This is a genomic window from Kribbella sp. NPDC023855, from assembly GCF_040639475.1.
Classification (GTDB): Bacteria; Actinomycetota; Actinomycetes; order Propionibacteriales; family Kribbellaceae; genus Kribbella.
This window is the reverse complement of sequence record NZ_JBFAAA010000003.1, coordinates 630677-644242: the sequence shown is the minus strand read 5'-3', so window position 1 is coordinate 644242 and position 13566 is coordinate 630677. Positions and strand designations below refer to the sequence as shown.

The following is a 13566-nucleotide window of genomic DNA, read 5'->3' as shown; positions in this document are numbered from 1 at the left end:
TTCCACGTGGAGTATTACGCGGCTCGTGCAGTCAACGCAAGCCACCCCCGGTTCGACCAGCGAACCGGGGGTGGTTGAGGACTGCGGTCAGACGTAGCGTTCGAGGATGCTCGACTCGGCCAGCCGGGACAGGCCCTCGCGGACAGTCCGGGCCCGGTTCTCGCCGACGCCGTCGACGGTCTGCAGGTCGTCGATGCTCGCCGCGAGCAGCTTCTGCAAATGGCCGAAGTGCTCGATCAGCCGGTCGATGACAGCACCGGGCAGCCTCGGCACCTTGGCCAGCAGGCGGTACCCGCGCGGGGTGACGGCCGCGTCCAGTTGCTCGGCGCCACCGAGCTGAAGGGCGCGAGCGACCTGGCCGATGTCCAGCAGGTCGGTCGGGCTGACGGCGTCGAGCTCCAGCAGTACGTCGTCCGCGGTCTTCGGGCGGCGCCCGGCGGCCGGGGGCAGGTAGTCCCGGACGACGAGCTCGCGTTCACCGGCCACTCCCGCGACCAGTTCGTTGAGCTGCAGGGTGAGCAGCCGGCCGTCGGTGCCGAGCTCGACGACGTACCCGTCGATCTCGGTCGCGATCCGGCGGACCATCTCCAGCCGCTGGGCGACGTCGCGAACCGTCACCAGGTCCTCGATCTCCAGCGCGGACAGCGTACCGGACACCTCGTCGAGACGCAGCTTGTAGCGCTCCAGGGTGGCCAGTGCCTGGTTCGCCCGGGACAGGATGGCGCCGGAGTCCTCGAGCACGTAGCGCTGGTCGTCGACGTACAACGCGATGATGTGCATCGACTGCGAGACGGAGATGACCGGGAAGCCGGTCTGCCGGGCGACCCGGTCGGCGGTGCGGTGCCGGGTTCCGGTCTCCTCGGTGTGGATGGACGGATCGGGCATCAGGTGCACGGCGGCGCGCAGCATCTTGCTGATGTCGCGGTCGAGGATGATCGCGCCGTCCATCTTGCTCAGCTCGCGCAGGCCGGTGGCGGTGAACTCGACGTCGATCTCGAACCCGCCGGTGGAGATCGAGTCGACCGTCTTGTCCTGGCCGAGCACCAGCAGGGCACCGGTCCGGCCCCGCAGGATCCGTTCCAGGCCTTCACGCAGTTCGGTCCCGGGTGCCACCGCCGCGAGGGTCGCGCGCATCCGGGCATCGGTGCTGTTCTTGTCGGAAGTCGAGGCCACGATCACTGAGTCTATGCGTCGCGCAGGCGGGTTGTGACCGCCCCACTGCCATCGAGGCACCACCAGCCACCGGCGATCCGGTCGCGTTTGCAAACGCCCGTGCATCAGATCGTGCAACCCTCGCGTGCACCTCCTGGGCTGAGCGTCAGCTCGGGGTCCGGCGGGCCTGGATCGCGATACCGATCAGCACCAGCCACAGGCTGATCACCAATCCGATAACAGGTGACCAGCTGTCGTCGTACCGCGTGTCGCCGGTGGTGTGGTCGTCGATCGCGAGCGGCAGGGTGAGCAGCACGATCACCAGCCCGGCGATCCCGGCGGCCAGTGAGGTCCAGCGCTCCGGCGGACGGATGACGGCCAGAACCAGAACGGCCAGGTACCCGACGAGCACCAGCGGTGCGAGCAGGTACAGATCCAGGCCGGTGCGATCCAGGTGCTGTTCGATCGGTCCGGCCGGCGACGACCTGATCACCCGGCGGTCCATCCAGCCGGAGCCGAGCAGCACGAACAGCCCCACGACCGTTGCGAACGCCGCAACTCGGTACGTCGCCAGCCACACGGCGCCGCCCGGTGAGTGCAGGTGGTACCGGGTCTCCAGCTCGAACTGACTCATGACCCGAGATGCTGTCAGCCCCCGGGGTCGCTGCTGTGGACCAGGTGTTCTGTCGTTACGGGCAGCGAATGATTTGGCCGGCGTAGGACAGGCCGCCGCCGAAGCCGAAGAGGAGGACGGGGGCGCCGGCTGGGATCTCGCGGCGCTCGACCAGCTTCGACAGCGCGATCGGGATGCTCGCGGCCGAGGTGTTGCCCGACTCGACGACATCGCGTGCGACCACCGCGTTGACCGCGCCGAGGCGCTTGGCCAGCGGCTCGATGATCCGCAGGTTGGCCTGGTGCAGGACGACACCGCCGAGCTCTTCCGGCGTGACGCCGCCCTTCTCGCAGACCTGCCGCGCGATCACCGGCAGTTGCGTGGTCGTCCAGCGGAAGACGCTCTGGCCCTCCTGGGCGAACTTCCCGTCCCGGCCCTCGATCCGGACCGCGTCCGACATCTCCGGCACCGAACCCCAGACGACCGGGCCGATCTCCGGCTCGTCGGTGGCGACCAAGACGGCCGCGCCGGCGCCGTCGCCGATCAGTACGCAGGTGGTCCGGTCGGTCCAGTCGGTGAAGTCGCTGAGCTTCTCGACACCGATCACCAGCGCCTTGGACGCCGCGCCCGCGCGGATCGCGTGGTCGGCCGTCGCGAGCGCGTGGCTGAAGCCCGAGCACGCGGTGTTCACGTCGAGCGCGGCCGGGGTGCTCAGCCCGAGCCGGGCCGCCACCCGGGCGGCGATGTTGGGGGAGCGGTCGATCGCCGTACAGGTCGCGACGACGACCATGTCGATCTCGGCGGTGTCGAGCCCGGAGTTCGCGATCGCCTTCTCGGCGGCCCGCCAGGCCATCTCGTCCACCTGCTCGTCGGGCGCCGCGATCCGGCGTTCCTTGATCCCGACCCGGCTCTGGATCCACTCGTCGTTGGTCTCGACCATGGTGGACAGCTCGGCGTTGGTGAGCACCCGCTCCGGCTGGTAATGGCCGAGGGCGACAACTTTGGAACCGGTCATCTCAGGGGTGCTCCTGCGGTCGGGGGCCGGCCTGAGGTCGAAGGCCGGACGTGGGGGCGCCTCCAGAATACGGTCCGGCGTACCCGCCGGTAGACAGCCGTCTCACGCCCCGGGCCGGGACGTCGGCGGCCACGTCCGGAGCGCCTCCAGAGTGCGTGCCGCCGTACGTTACCTCCGTACCGTAGACACTGTCTACTCCGCGCCCGAAGAGGAGACCGTCAGCCGAGGCCGGCGGCGACCAGGGCGGCTCGGATGTCGCCGGCGGCGAAGGTGCGGAGGCCGTACTTCGCTTGCAGGTCGAGGGGTTTGGAGTCCTTGGAACGGTTCGGGACGTCGGCCGGGATGATCGCCTTGGTGAAGCCGAGCCGGGCCGCTTCGGCCAGCCGTTTCTCCAGGCCGCCGACGCGCCGGACCTCGCCGGCCAGGCCGACCTCGCCGATCGCGATCAGGCCGGGATGGATCGGTTTGTCCATCACCGAGGACGCGACCGAGATGGCCACCGCCAGATCGGCGACCGGCTCGGTGATCTTCACGCCGCCCACGGTCGCGACGTACACCTCCTGGTCGGTCAGCTTCAGTCCCGCGCGGTTGCCCAGTACGGCGAGCACCATGGCAACGCGCGATGACTCGAGCCCGGACGTCGTACGCCGTGGCTGTGGTGCCGCCGACGGCCCGACCAGAGCCTGTACTTCGGCCAGCAGCGGCCGGCGTCCTTCCATCATCACCGTCACGCAGGTGCCCGCGACCGGCTCGGCGTGCTCGGAGACGAACAGTCCGGTCGGGTCGCTCACCTCGACGATCCCGGTGTCGACCATGTCGAAGCAGCCGACCTCGTCGGACGGGCCGAAGCGGTTCTTGGTGGCGCGCACCATCCGGAACCCGGAGTGTCGGTCGCCGTCGAACGCGAGCACCACGTCGACCAGGTGCTCGAGCATCCGCGGACCGGCGATCGCGCCGTCCTTGGTCACATGGCCGACGAGCACGACGGCGATGTTGCGCTCCTTGGCCAGCCGGACCAGCGCGCCGGTCACCTCGCGGACCTGGGTGACGCCACCTGGCGCGCCGTCCACCTCGGGGTGCGCCATCGTCTGCACCGAGTCGATCACCAGGAACGTCGGGTCGACGGCATCGACCTGCCCGACGACGGCACCGAGATCGGTCTCGGCCGCGAGGAAGAGCTCGTCCACCAACGCGTCGGTCCGCCCTGCCCGCAACCGGACCTGGGCTGCCGACTCCTCGCCCGACACATAGAGCGTGCGCTGCCCACGTCGCGCCGACTGCGCCGCGACCTCCAGCAGCAGCGTCGACTTGCCGACGCCGGGCTCACCCGCGAGCAGGATGACCGCACCCGGTACGACGCCGCCGCCCAGCACCCGATCGAGCTCACCGATCCCGGTCGGTCGCGACTCGGCCTCGACCGCGGACACCTTGGAGATCGGCATCGCCGGTGACGACACCGGACCCGCGGTGATCCGGGCAGCCTTCGGAGCGCCCACCTCGGCGACCGTGCCCCATGCCTGGCACTCACCACAGCGCCCGATCCAGCGCGCGGTCGTCCACCCACATTCACTACAGGCGAACGGCGACTTCCCCGCCGCTTTGCTCCTCGCCGACCCCGCTGCCTTCACCATGCCGCCAACCTATTTCACCCCACCGACAAACCCGGGTTCCCCATCCACAAGTAGTCAGCGGCGGAGGTGGGACAGGAGGCGGCGGAGCCAGTTGGTGCCGGGGCGACGAGGGGAGTCGTCGGGGACCGGTGGGGCTTCGGAGGAATCGCGGGCTGCCTTCAGGTATCGGGCGAGGATGGGGTGGCGGGATTCGTCGCCGTGGAGGTCAGCGCTCTGTTCGAGGTAGGCACGGGCGTTGTCGAGGCGCCCTGCGACTACCTCTGCCGAGCCGAGGTGTTGTAGGCAGCGGGCTCGCCCCTCAACCTCATCGACTTCCGCGTACAAGTGCTCGGCCTGCTGCCACCAGCGCTTGGCCTCCTGCGGGCTGCGCTGCATCCACGCGGCCACCCCCGTCAGCTCAAGCGCATGTGCGTGAGCTGAAGCATCGCCCGCCACCGCCGCGCGCGCAGCGGCCGGCCGTAGCTGGTCCAGCGCGCCCTCCGGGTCCTGCTGGTACAGGTGCACGATCGCAAGGTTGATCTGAATCGCCACGTCAGCTGCCAAGTCCGGCCCTGGCCTGCTCAGCCGTGCATCGTCCAGCCGATCCCGCGCGTTCAGCACAGCCTCGTCGCGATCGTTGCCCGCCGGTGCCTGCTCCGCCCGCGCCAGGTGCAGCAACGCCCGCTCCACCTGCCGACGCGTCGTCAGCGCCGCCGCAGTACGGCCATGCGTCGCCACGTTGTCCGAGATCCCCAGCCGTGTACTGGCCGCCTCTAGATCACCCATCAGCCGGTACGCCGTCGCCGCCCGCGCTGCGGCGAGCTCCGTCAGCTCGCGCCGCCCGCAGCCGTCGCCCACCGCCGCAAGCAGCTCACTGAGTTCCAGCAAGGCCCGGGCGTCCTGCCGTTTCAGGTACCAGGCCTCCAAGGCGTCACACAGCCTGGCAATGTCGTCCGCGTTGTCCTCACGGGCCTTCTCGTTCGACAGCAACTCCCGCAGCCGCGGCTCCTCCTGCTGGAACCATTCCGCGGCGGCCAACCCGCCAGCGTCCGAGCCCAGCGACACCAGCCACTGCTCGGCTTCCTCTGCGGCGACGTGCAGCTCACTCAGCTCCCGCGGCGTACCGGCCCGCCAGCGGCGGTAGCGACGCAGTCCGACCGGCGCGTTGTAGATCGCCCAGATCAGCGCGAACAGGATCGTGAGGCTGATCCCCACGACACTGATCCAGCCACCATGGTCGAGACTCTGCGACAGCTTCTCGCCCGCAAGACCCAGCAGCAGACCTGACGCCAGGGCACTGATGCCGAAGACGTCACCACGGCGCCCCTCCTGCTTAGCGGCGGGCTTCTCCGGCTCGACCGGCGTCACGGCTTGCTCCCCACGGTCAACCCACGCACCACGGTCGGCCAGAACGACAGCAGCAACACGGCAGGCACTACCGACGCCACGACGGCGGCAGCGGCCACTGTCCCACTAGACGACGAGAACTGCCGGGCTTCACCCCACAACACCAGCGACAGCGGCGTAGTGCCGGGTCCGCTGATCAGGAAGCCGACGATGAAGTCGTTCCACACCAGCGCGAACTCCAGCACAGCAACAGCAACCAGCGCAGGCCGATAGGTCCGCTGCACAGTGGCCAGTACTGCGCTCTGTCGCGCCGGCCCCTGAAGCGCCTCAGCCACCAACACGGGCGGCGCCGATGCAAAGGCCGACCGCAGCAGCAGTACTGCGAACGGCAACCCAGCAGCCGCGTGTACCAAGGCCAACGCGACCCGCGACCCGGTCAACCCCGCCGCGTCGATCGCGTCTCGCAGCGGCGCGGCGTACATCTGCACCGGCGTCACCGCCAGCACCACAAACGATGAGGTCACCACTCGGCCCAGCCACTGCGGCAACCCACCCCAAGCCACCAGGTACGCCGTCGGCACAGCGATCACCAGCAACACAGCAGTGGCGATCGTGGAGATGAGCACGGTCGACAGCAACGCCCGCAGCAAGCCCGCATTGGCTGCAGCGGCAAACGACTCGAACCCCAACCCCTCAAGCGACCACCACCCACGCAACCCGGCCTCACGGGGCGAGTGCAACGCAGTCGCCAGCAGCACGACGGCCGGGAGGATCCAGAACAGGCTCACTGCGAACCCGACAGTCCACCCGATCCGCCGTGACCTGCGACTGGGCCTCGACCGCCCCAGTGCAGGGGTGGTGCGAACCGCACTCACCGGCATCGCCCACCGCCGGCGCCGCAACCCGCGCACCCCGATGATCGCGACAGCTGCCACGATCGCGAACAGCACAACGCCCAAGGCCGCAGTACGGCCTGCTGGTTCGCCTGTGCCGGCTGCACGCCACCAGTTGAGTCCGAGTACGTCCGCATCGCGTTGCATCGGCCCTGGGACCACGATCAGCACCAGGTCGAACACCCGGACCGCCGCAATCACCAGAGTCAGAGTGACCACACCAGTGATCGGCCTGAGGAGCGGCAACTCCAGTGCCAGCAGCCGACGCCAACCGGTGACCCCTTCGGCCGCCACGGTCCGGCTCACGTCGTCGGGGATGGCGTCCAGGCCGGCGCGGAACAGCGATACGACGTACCCGAGCCAGGTCCAGCCGAAGGCGGACACCAGTACCAGCCAGAACAACCCGGGACCGAGCCAGACCGGGCTGGAGTCGAACAGCTTCGTCCAGGCCGCGGTCAGCGTGCCGCGTTCCGGGGTGGCGTCGAAGATGAGCCGGAACGTTACCCCCGACACCAGCACGGACACAGCGAACGGAATCACCAACGCTGGTTGAAGAAACGTCGACAGGCCGGGCAGCCGGTAGCTGACCAGCGCCAGCAGGAAGCCGACCACGACCAGGCCGAGCGCCACCGCGATCCACGCCACACTGTTGCCAACGGCATGCAGTGCCGCCGGGTCGCCCATCACTGCGAAGTTGCCGAACCCGAAGGAGCCGTCCGGGCGTCTGAAGGCGGCCACTACCGTCACAGCGATCGGGATGAGCAGCAAGGAGCTCAGTAGGAGCGCCGGAAGCCCCAGTAGATAAGGCCCTGCCGGCCGCCGGGGTTTACCCGGGACGGGGCGGCCACTGATCTCCCGTCCGACGATCTCGAGCGACAGGCCGTTGCTCTGCAGCCCCATCAGCTCTCCACCTTTTTCAATTCGGCCAGTGCGACGTCGACGGCCTCCGGTACGACGTCGCTGCCGCGGTTGCCGATCCGCACCAGGAAGTCGGTCAGCACGTGCCACAGCCCGTTCATCGCCCCCAGTGGTCCGAGCCGGTCGGACAGGTCGAACTGCAGCGAGTTGCCTGGCGCGATCAGTTGCCGAGCGAGCCGAGTGAGCTCAGGGGAGTAGCCGGTGGTGCGCCCGTCGGCCAGGAAGCCGCCTGCCGCAATCCACGGATCCACCGCAGCAGGCGCTGCCAGCCGGCGGACGAGATCGCGGGCATCGTCAGTGGCCGGCTTCGGCAACACCATCACATCGCCGCCGACCACGACCGGAGCCGTGGCGCCCGGACTGATCGGCGGGAAGGTGAACATGCCGATGTCACCAGGGTCGGCTGCGAACGAGCGCACTACCGGCTCCGCGAAGTCGGACGCGAGCACCATGGCCGCCCGGCGATGCCCGAAGACCTCCACGATCGCATCAGGGAACTGCTGCACCAGCGACCGCTCCACCCCACCTGCCAAAGCCCCTGGAGCCGACCACATCGTGCCGAGCAGTCGCAGCGCCGCACTGAACTGCGGCTGCTCGGACGGTCGTGGGTGATCCGCACTGGCCAAGGCCTGGTACGCCGACGGCGACGACCCGAGCAACACGTTCTCCAGGAAGTCGGTGAGCACCCAGCCGTCGCCAGCCGCCAACGCCAGCGGCCGGACACCAGCCTGCGACAGTGTTCGGTTCACCTCGAGCCACTCGCTCCACTGCGTAGGCGGCCGCAGCCCGGCCTTCTCCAGCACCGACGGCCGGTACCAGACGGCTGACTTGTTGGCTGTCTTGAAGGGCAGCCCGTACGTCGTACCGCCGATGACCAGCAGCTCGTCCCAGAGCCGGGCGCGGCCCCGATCGGCCAGGTCGTCCGGCATCGATTCCAGATCCTTCTTGTGCTGTGGGACGAGCCCCGGCTGCGGCAGCATCACCAGGTCGGGCCGACGGGCAGACCTGGGGCCGAACGCGGTGGAGATGTCATCGCCGAGCGGAACTACCTCAACCGGGTAGTCCAGGTCACCGAGCCCGTCGAGCACCGAGTGGAAGGCACGCAACTCCTGCCCACTCCAGCTCACTGCGATGCGCACACTGCGGCTGAGACCGAGCACGTCGCGAGTCCCCGAGCAGCCGGTCGCCAGGAGTGCGGCGGAGGCTCCGAGAAAGGCTCTGCGGCTAGTCGGCATGCTGGAACCCCGTAGTACGGGCTGGGTCGGTGGTGATCAGCAGAAGGGCAGGGAACCACAGCTCGGGGTTGTCGAACTGCAGGAGCGATCCCCAAGTGGGTAAGCCCGCAGCGTCCTCAAGGACTATGGCAGCGGGATGCGCACGAAGTGCCCGGGCTACTCCGGCCAAGCGGCGGCGACCTGGTGTGATCTCGTGCGGGTAGCGGTCCAGTACGTCTTCCAGTCCGCAACGGCTAGCGGTGACTCGGCACTCCTCGGCTGCAGCCCGGCGGGTCACGCGGTGAGTGACTGTATGGCCGTGCACCACGTTGCCGAGCACAGTGAGGTGGGGAAGCAGACCGCCTTCGGCAGGGACCAGCCGCACGGCGCCACTAGCCTTGATGATCGCGTCTGTAGGTGGTTCGTCGAGTCCGCTGATCAGATCAGCCAGCAGTCGCGCAGTTGTCGCGTCAGGGACCACCAGGGCTCGCTGCTCGCCACGGATGACCTCTAGGCGCCGGGGTATCCCGGGCAGCCCTTCGAGCAGCAGTCCGTCCATCCCGCCCTGGCGCCTCCCAGATAGGTGCGAATGCTCACCTTAGGGGGACATGAGGTTCTCCGCAGCCCAGCGCGCGTCCTGAAGCTAGTAGGTCTTGCTCCACAGGTTGATCGCGTAGTCGACCTCGACACCCGTGTGCGAGGCGATGATCCGCTCGGCGTCGGCCGGCTTGAACTCGATCCGGATCACTGCCTCCAGGTCCGCGCGCCGCTCGAAACGCCAGCCCATGTCCAGCGCGGTCCGCTGCCAGCCGCGGGTCAGCCAGAAGCGTTCCACCTCGGCCGGTTTGATCATCGGATAGCACTCGCTGAACCAGCGCCCGAAGGTCGACCGGCTGCCGTCGTTGTCGATCACGAACGCGGTCCCGCCCCGCCGCATCACCCGGTCCAGCTCGGCCAAGCCGGGCTCGCAGCCCGGTCCGAAGAAGTACGCCCAGCGCGCGTGCATCACGTCGATCGAGGCGTCCGCGACCGGCAACTTCTGTGCCGTCCCCTGCCGCACCTCGACGTTGGACAACAACCTGGTACGCCGCTGCGCAGCGCCCACCAGCTCGCCATGCGGCTCGACCCCGATCACCTGACGGGCAGTCGCCGCAAACCGGGGCAAGTGGTAGCCGGTGCCACACCCCAGATCCAGGACCGTCGCACCGTCCCAGTCCCGGATCGCCCGCATCGCCGGCTCGATCACCCCGTCCGGATCGACCGCCCGGTTCTCCACCTCGTAAACACCGGGGTGGTGCCAGATGTTCGGGCTCGGAATCCCACCCTCCGCGATGTTCACCACGCCCGCAACCCTACCCATCCGCGGGCTGCGCACCGGCGTACCGGTCAGCTGTCGAGGCGCATGTAGAACGAATCGGGGTCAGCGTCTTCGGGGAGTTCCTCGGGGCCGAGGAGGCGGAAGCCGCACTTTTCCAGGACGCGGCGGGAACCGATGTTGGTCTTCAGCAGGTCGGCGTGCAGCGGCCGATCGGGCAGCTCTGCGAGGAAGAGCCGCAACGCCGCGGTGGCGACCCCGCGACCCCAGAACCGCTGGGCGATCCGGTAGCCGACATGCCGGCCGCTGTCGTCGACATAGCTGACCGTGTCACCGGCCAGTTCGCCGTCGACGATGATCGCCCGCGTCTCGATCGACGGATCGGCCTCGACCTTGGTCCGGTGTGCGTAGAAGTCGGCTTCCTCGCGGATCGGCATCCCGGCCATCGCGGCGCCGGCCGGATCGTGCTGGTGCTCGAACAGTTCCGGCAGGTCGTCCGGCGTGATCGCGCGCAGGCTCACCTCATGCGGGTCACGTTAACCCGCAGTACCGCCTGCTCTGCCAGCGGTTTTTGCGGTCGCCACCGTCAGTACCGCGACGGGGATGAGCAGCATGCCGCACAGTACTGCGAGCCAGTGGAAGCCAAGCAGGGCAAGGATCGGTCCTGCGGCTGTACCGGCGATGGAGGCCAGCACGCCCATGGTGAGGTCGGACAGGCCTTGGGCCGAGGTGCGGATGTCCTCCGGGACCGAGCGCGACAGCAGTGCCGAGCCGGAGACCAAGCAGGCCGACCAGCCGAGGCCTAGGAGTACCAGTGCGAGTGCTGTCAGGCTGTGCGCGTCGTCCGGAGCCAGAGCCGCCACTGCCATTGCACTGGTCAGGATGGTCACGCCGATACCGATGGTCTGGATGCGGCCGATCCGGTCGGCCAGGAAGCCCATCACGGGCGACAGGGCGTACATGCCGGCCACGTGGCCGCTGATCACGAACCCGACGATGGTGAGCGAAGCGCCGTGGTGGCGGAGGTGGACCGACGTCATCGACATGACGCCGACCATCACCGCGTGCGCGGTGGCGATCGCCAGCAGCCCGAGCCGGGCCTGCGGGATCGCCATCACCCGGCGGAAGGTGATCGTCAGCGGCTGACGCTCCAGGACGGCGGGCCGGACCGTGACCTGCTGGAGGCGGCGCAGGCCGAACCAGACGGTCGCCAGGGCGAGTGAGAACGCGGCGACGGAGAAGATGTAGGGACCGGCCAGCGCGAGCATGCCGAGCGAGGACCCGAGTGAGCCGCCGACGCCGGTGAGGTTCGGGCCGACCACGACGCCGATGGTGGTGCCCCAGACGACCATCGACAGGGACCGCGCGACCTGCTCCGGAGCGGCGGCGTCGGTCGCGGCGTACCGGGACTGCAGGTTGGCCGCCGATCCGCTGCCGAACAGGCAACCGGCGAACAGCAGCAGCGCGAGCGAGTCGATCTGCGCGGCGACGATGCTGAGCAGCGCGCCGGCGGTGGCGATCAGGTAGCCGGCTGTCAGCGAGATCCGCCGGCCCTGTGAGCGGGCGAGCCTGGCCAGCGGCACCGCGAGAATCGCCGCGCCCAGCGTCGTGGAGGTCGCGACGAGCCCTGCCATCGACGTCGATCCGGAGATGTTCTCGGCGAGCAACCCGGCCACCGCGAACCCGCTCGCGACCGCGACCCCGCCCAGCACGTTGCTGACCACCAGCACCGACAAGGTCCCGCGCTGCAACGAAGCAGCAGTAACGGGAGCCTGTACTACGTCTTGCGGGATGCTGGGTTCGGGTGGGGCTGAGTCGGCGGGCACAGGCCTACCTTCTCACTCGGCAAGCTGCTGCGGCAGCGAGTTTCTCCCGACCACAGTGCTTGATAGTGCTCATCAATGCCAATTTTGTGCAGTTCAGAGCGTGGACCCACGCTGGGCGCGAAGGTCTCAGCGCGGGTAGGGTCGCCGCAAGCGGCTTTTCGCTGGAAGCTTTCTTTTATCAGTTCCCATGCCCTCATTTTGGAGTCCGGATGTCCGAACAGATCGCGATCGTCCCCGCCCCCCGAGAGCTCGTCGCCGGCGAGGGCCACTGGGTCTCTGCCGACCCGGCCGCCGAGGCCGTCCGTACCGTCGTGGAGAACCTCGGCGAGACGGAGTACCGGATCGACGTGACGCCCGACGGTGCCCGGCTGTCGGCCGGCTCGGAGGAGTCGCTGCGGTACGCCGACCAGACCTATCGCCAGCTGCTCGACGCGGCGACCGAGACCGACGGCGGCCTCGCCGTACCGGCCGTGCACATCGCCGACGCGCCCCGGTTCGGCTGGCGCGGGCTGATGCTGGACGTCGCCCGGCACTTCATGCCCAAGGAGTTCGTCCTGCGGGTGATCGACGCGATCGCGCTGCACCGGCTCAACGTGCTGCACCTGCACCTCACCGACGACCAGGGCTGGCGGGTTCAGATCGATGCGTTCCCCAAGCTCACCGAGGTCGGCGCCTGGCGGCCCGAGACCATGGTCGGCAAGATGTCGCACGGCCAGACCGAGTTCACCTACGACGGGACGCGGCACGGCGGGTTCTACACCAAGGACGACCTGCGCGAGATCGTCGCCTACGCGGCCGAGCGCGGCATCACCGTCGTACCGGAGATCGATCTGCCCGGGCACATGCAGGCCGCGATCGCGGCGTACCCGGAGCTGGGCAACAATCCGGACAGCCAGCTCGGGGTCCGGCAGATCTGGGGGATCAGCGACGACGTCCTGAACGTCAACGACGAGACGGTGGAGTTCGTCCGGACGGTACTGCGCGAGGTGCTGGATACCTTCCCGAGCCCGTACATCCACCTCGGCGGCGACGAGTGCCCGGACGTCCAGTGGCGTACGTCGGAAGCGGCGCAGGCGCGGCAGGCCGAGCTCGGGCTCACCGATGCCGGCCAGCTGCAGGGCTGGTTCACCGAGCAGGTCGCGGCGGTGCTGACCGAGGACGGCCGGCGGCTGGTCGGCTGGGACGAGATGGTCGAGACCGACTGCCCGAAGGACGCGGTCATCATGGCGTGGCGCAGCGCCCAGCGCGGCGAGGTCGCGGTGAAGGCCGGGCACGAGACCGTGATGGCGCCGTGCGAGTCGGTGTACTTCGACTACTACCAGGGTGACCCGGCCACCGAGCCGCTCGCGATCGGCGGAAACATCCCACTGCGGACGGTCTACGACTTCGAGGTGATCCCGCCCGGCCTGTCCGCCGAGGAGGAAGCGCGGATCGTCGGCACCCAGTGCCAGATCTGGACCGAGTACATGGAGGACCCGGAGCGGGTCGGCTACATGCTGTTCCCGCGACTGTCCGCCTTCGCCGAACGCGCCTGGGGTTCACCGAAGACGTCGTACGACGAATTCCTAGCCCGGCTCCGCCCGCACCTGGCCCGCATCGAGGCCCTCGGCCTGAACTACCGCCCGCTCGACTGATCCCTGACCTTGCAGATACTGCGCGGGTA

12 protein-coding genes are annotated in these 13566 nt (G+C 68.9%); 1 reads left to right on the top strand and 11 read right to left on the bottom strand.

The window, feature by feature from the left end; genetic code table 11:
• Positions 1–87: 87 nt before the first annotated feature.
• The 11 genes from disA to AB0F51_RS13910 all read right to left on the bottom strand — a co-directional run bounded on the left by disA (position 88) and on the right by AB0F51_RS13910 (position 11903).
• Positions 88–1173, bottom strand: coding sequence for a DNA integrity scanning diadenylate cyclase DisA (disA, locus tag AB0F51_RS13960; protein WP_360278999.1), 1086 nt, complete (start codon positions 1171–1173; stop codon positions 88–90).
• Between the two features lie 145 nt (positions 1174–1318).
• Complete coding sequence (locus AB0F51_RS13955) at positions 1319–1786, bottom strand: hypothetical protein (RefSeq protein WP_360278996.1); 468 nt, start codon at positions 1784–1786, stop codon at positions 1319–1321.
• 55 nt (positions 1787–1841) lie between these two features.
• Complete coding sequence (locus AB0F51_RS13950) at positions 1842–2780, bottom strand: beta-ketoacyl-ACP synthase III (RefSeq protein WP_360278993.1); 939 nt, start codon at positions 2778–2780, stop codon at positions 1842–1844.
• A gap of 218 nt (positions 2781–2998) precedes the next feature.
• The gene (radA, locus tag AB0F51_RS13945; RefSeq protein WP_360278991.1) at positions 2999–4411 is read right to left on the bottom strand and encodes a DNA repair protein RadA; all 1413 of its coding nucleotides are present in this window, start codon (positions 4409–4411) and stop codon (positions 2999–3001) included.
• A gap of 54 nt (positions 4412–4465) precedes the next feature.
• Positions 4466–5758 (bottom strand): hypothetical protein, encoded by a 1293-nt coding sequence (locus AB0F51_RS13940; RefSeq protein WP_360278989.1) that lies wholly within the window; start codon positions 5756–5758, stop codon positions 4466–4468.
• Complete coding sequence (locus AB0F51_RS13935) at positions 5755–7530, bottom strand: sugar ABC transporter permease (protein WP_360278986.1); 1776 nt, start codon at positions 7528–7530, stop codon at positions 5755–5757. Before AB0F51_RS13935 ends, AB0F51_RS13940 begins: the two co-directional genes overlap by 4 nt.
• Positions 7530–8783: an ABC transporter substrate-binding protein gene (locus AB0F51_RS13930; RefSeq protein ID WP_360278984.1), complete on the bottom strand. Its 1254-nt coding sequence runs from the start codon at positions 8781–8783 to the stop codon at positions 7530–7532. The genes AB0F51_RS13935 and AB0F51_RS13930 overlap by 1 nt, the downstream gene beginning before the upstream one ends.
• The gene (locus AB0F51_RS13925; RefSeq protein ID WP_360278981.1) at positions 8773–9321 is read right to left on the bottom strand and encodes a hypothetical protein; all 549 of its coding nucleotides are present in this window, start codon (positions 9319–9321) and stop codon (positions 8773–8775) included. Before AB0F51_RS13925 ends, AB0F51_RS13930 begins: the two co-directional genes overlap by 11 nt.
• An 84-nt stretch (positions 9322–9405) precedes the next feature.
• Positions 9406–10104, bottom strand: coding sequence for a class I SAM-dependent methyltransferase (locus AB0F51_RS13920; RefSeq protein ID WP_360278979.1), 699 nt, complete (start codon positions 10102–10104; stop codon positions 9406–9408).
• Positions 10105–10148: 44 nt separating this feature from the next.
• A complete protein-coding gene (locus AB0F51_RS13915; protein ID WP_360278976.1) occupies positions 10149–10598 on the bottom strand; it encodes a GNAT family N-acetyltransferase in 450 nt (149 codons plus the stop codon).
• Positions 10599–10613: 15 nt separating this feature from the next.
• Positions 10614–11903, bottom strand: a complete 1290-nt coding sequence (locus AB0F51_RS13910) for an MFS transporter (RefSeq protein WP_360278974.1) — start codon at positions 11901–11903, stop codon at positions 10614–10616.
• Between the two features lie 209 nt (positions 11904–12112).
• On the opposite strand from AB0F51_RS13910, the gene AB0F51_RS13905 reads away from it, so the two are divergent.
• Positions 12113–13537 carry a beta-N-acetylhexosaminidase gene (locus AB0F51_RS13905; RefSeq protein ID WP_360278972.1) on the top strand — a complete coding sequence of 475 codons (1425 nt, stop codon included), beginning with the start codon at positions 12113–12115 and terminating at the stop codon, positions 13535–13537.
• Positions 13538–13566 lie beyond the last annotated feature (29 nt).

What these genes read in the sequence shown, in the direction of transcription:
- AB0F51_RS13930 (WP_360278984.1), bottom strand. Translation starts at nt 8,783, where the DNA reads ATGCCGACTAGCCGCAGAGCCTTTCTCGGAGCCTCCGCCGCACTCCTG.
- radA (WP_360278991.1), bottom strand. Translation starts at nt 4,411, where the DNA reads ATGGTGAAGGCAGCGGGGTCGGCGAGGAGCAAAGCGGCGGGGAAGTCG.
- AB0F51_RS13950 (WP_360278993.1), bottom strand. Translation starts at nt 2,780, where the DNA reads ATGACCGGTTCCAAAGTTGTCGCCCTCGGCCATTACCAGCCGGAGCGG.
- AB0F51_RS13925 (WP_360278981.1), bottom strand. Translation starts at nt 9,321, where the DNA reads ATGGACGGACTGCTGCTCGAAGGGCTGCCCGGGATACCCCGGCGCCTA.
- AB0F51_RS13905 (WP_360278972.1), top strand. Translation starts at nt 12,113, where the DNA reads ATGTCCGAACAGATCGCGATCGTCCCCGCCCCCCGAGAGCTCGTCGCC.
- AB0F51_RS13955 (WP_360278996.1), bottom strand. Translation starts at nt 1,786, where the DNA reads ATGAGTCAGTTCGAGCTGGAGACCCGGTACCACCTGCACTCACCGGGC.
- AB0F51_RS13935 (WP_360278986.1), bottom strand. Translation starts at nt 7,530, where the DNA reads ATGGGGCTGCAGAGCAACGGCCTGTCGCTCGAGATCGTCGGACGGGAG.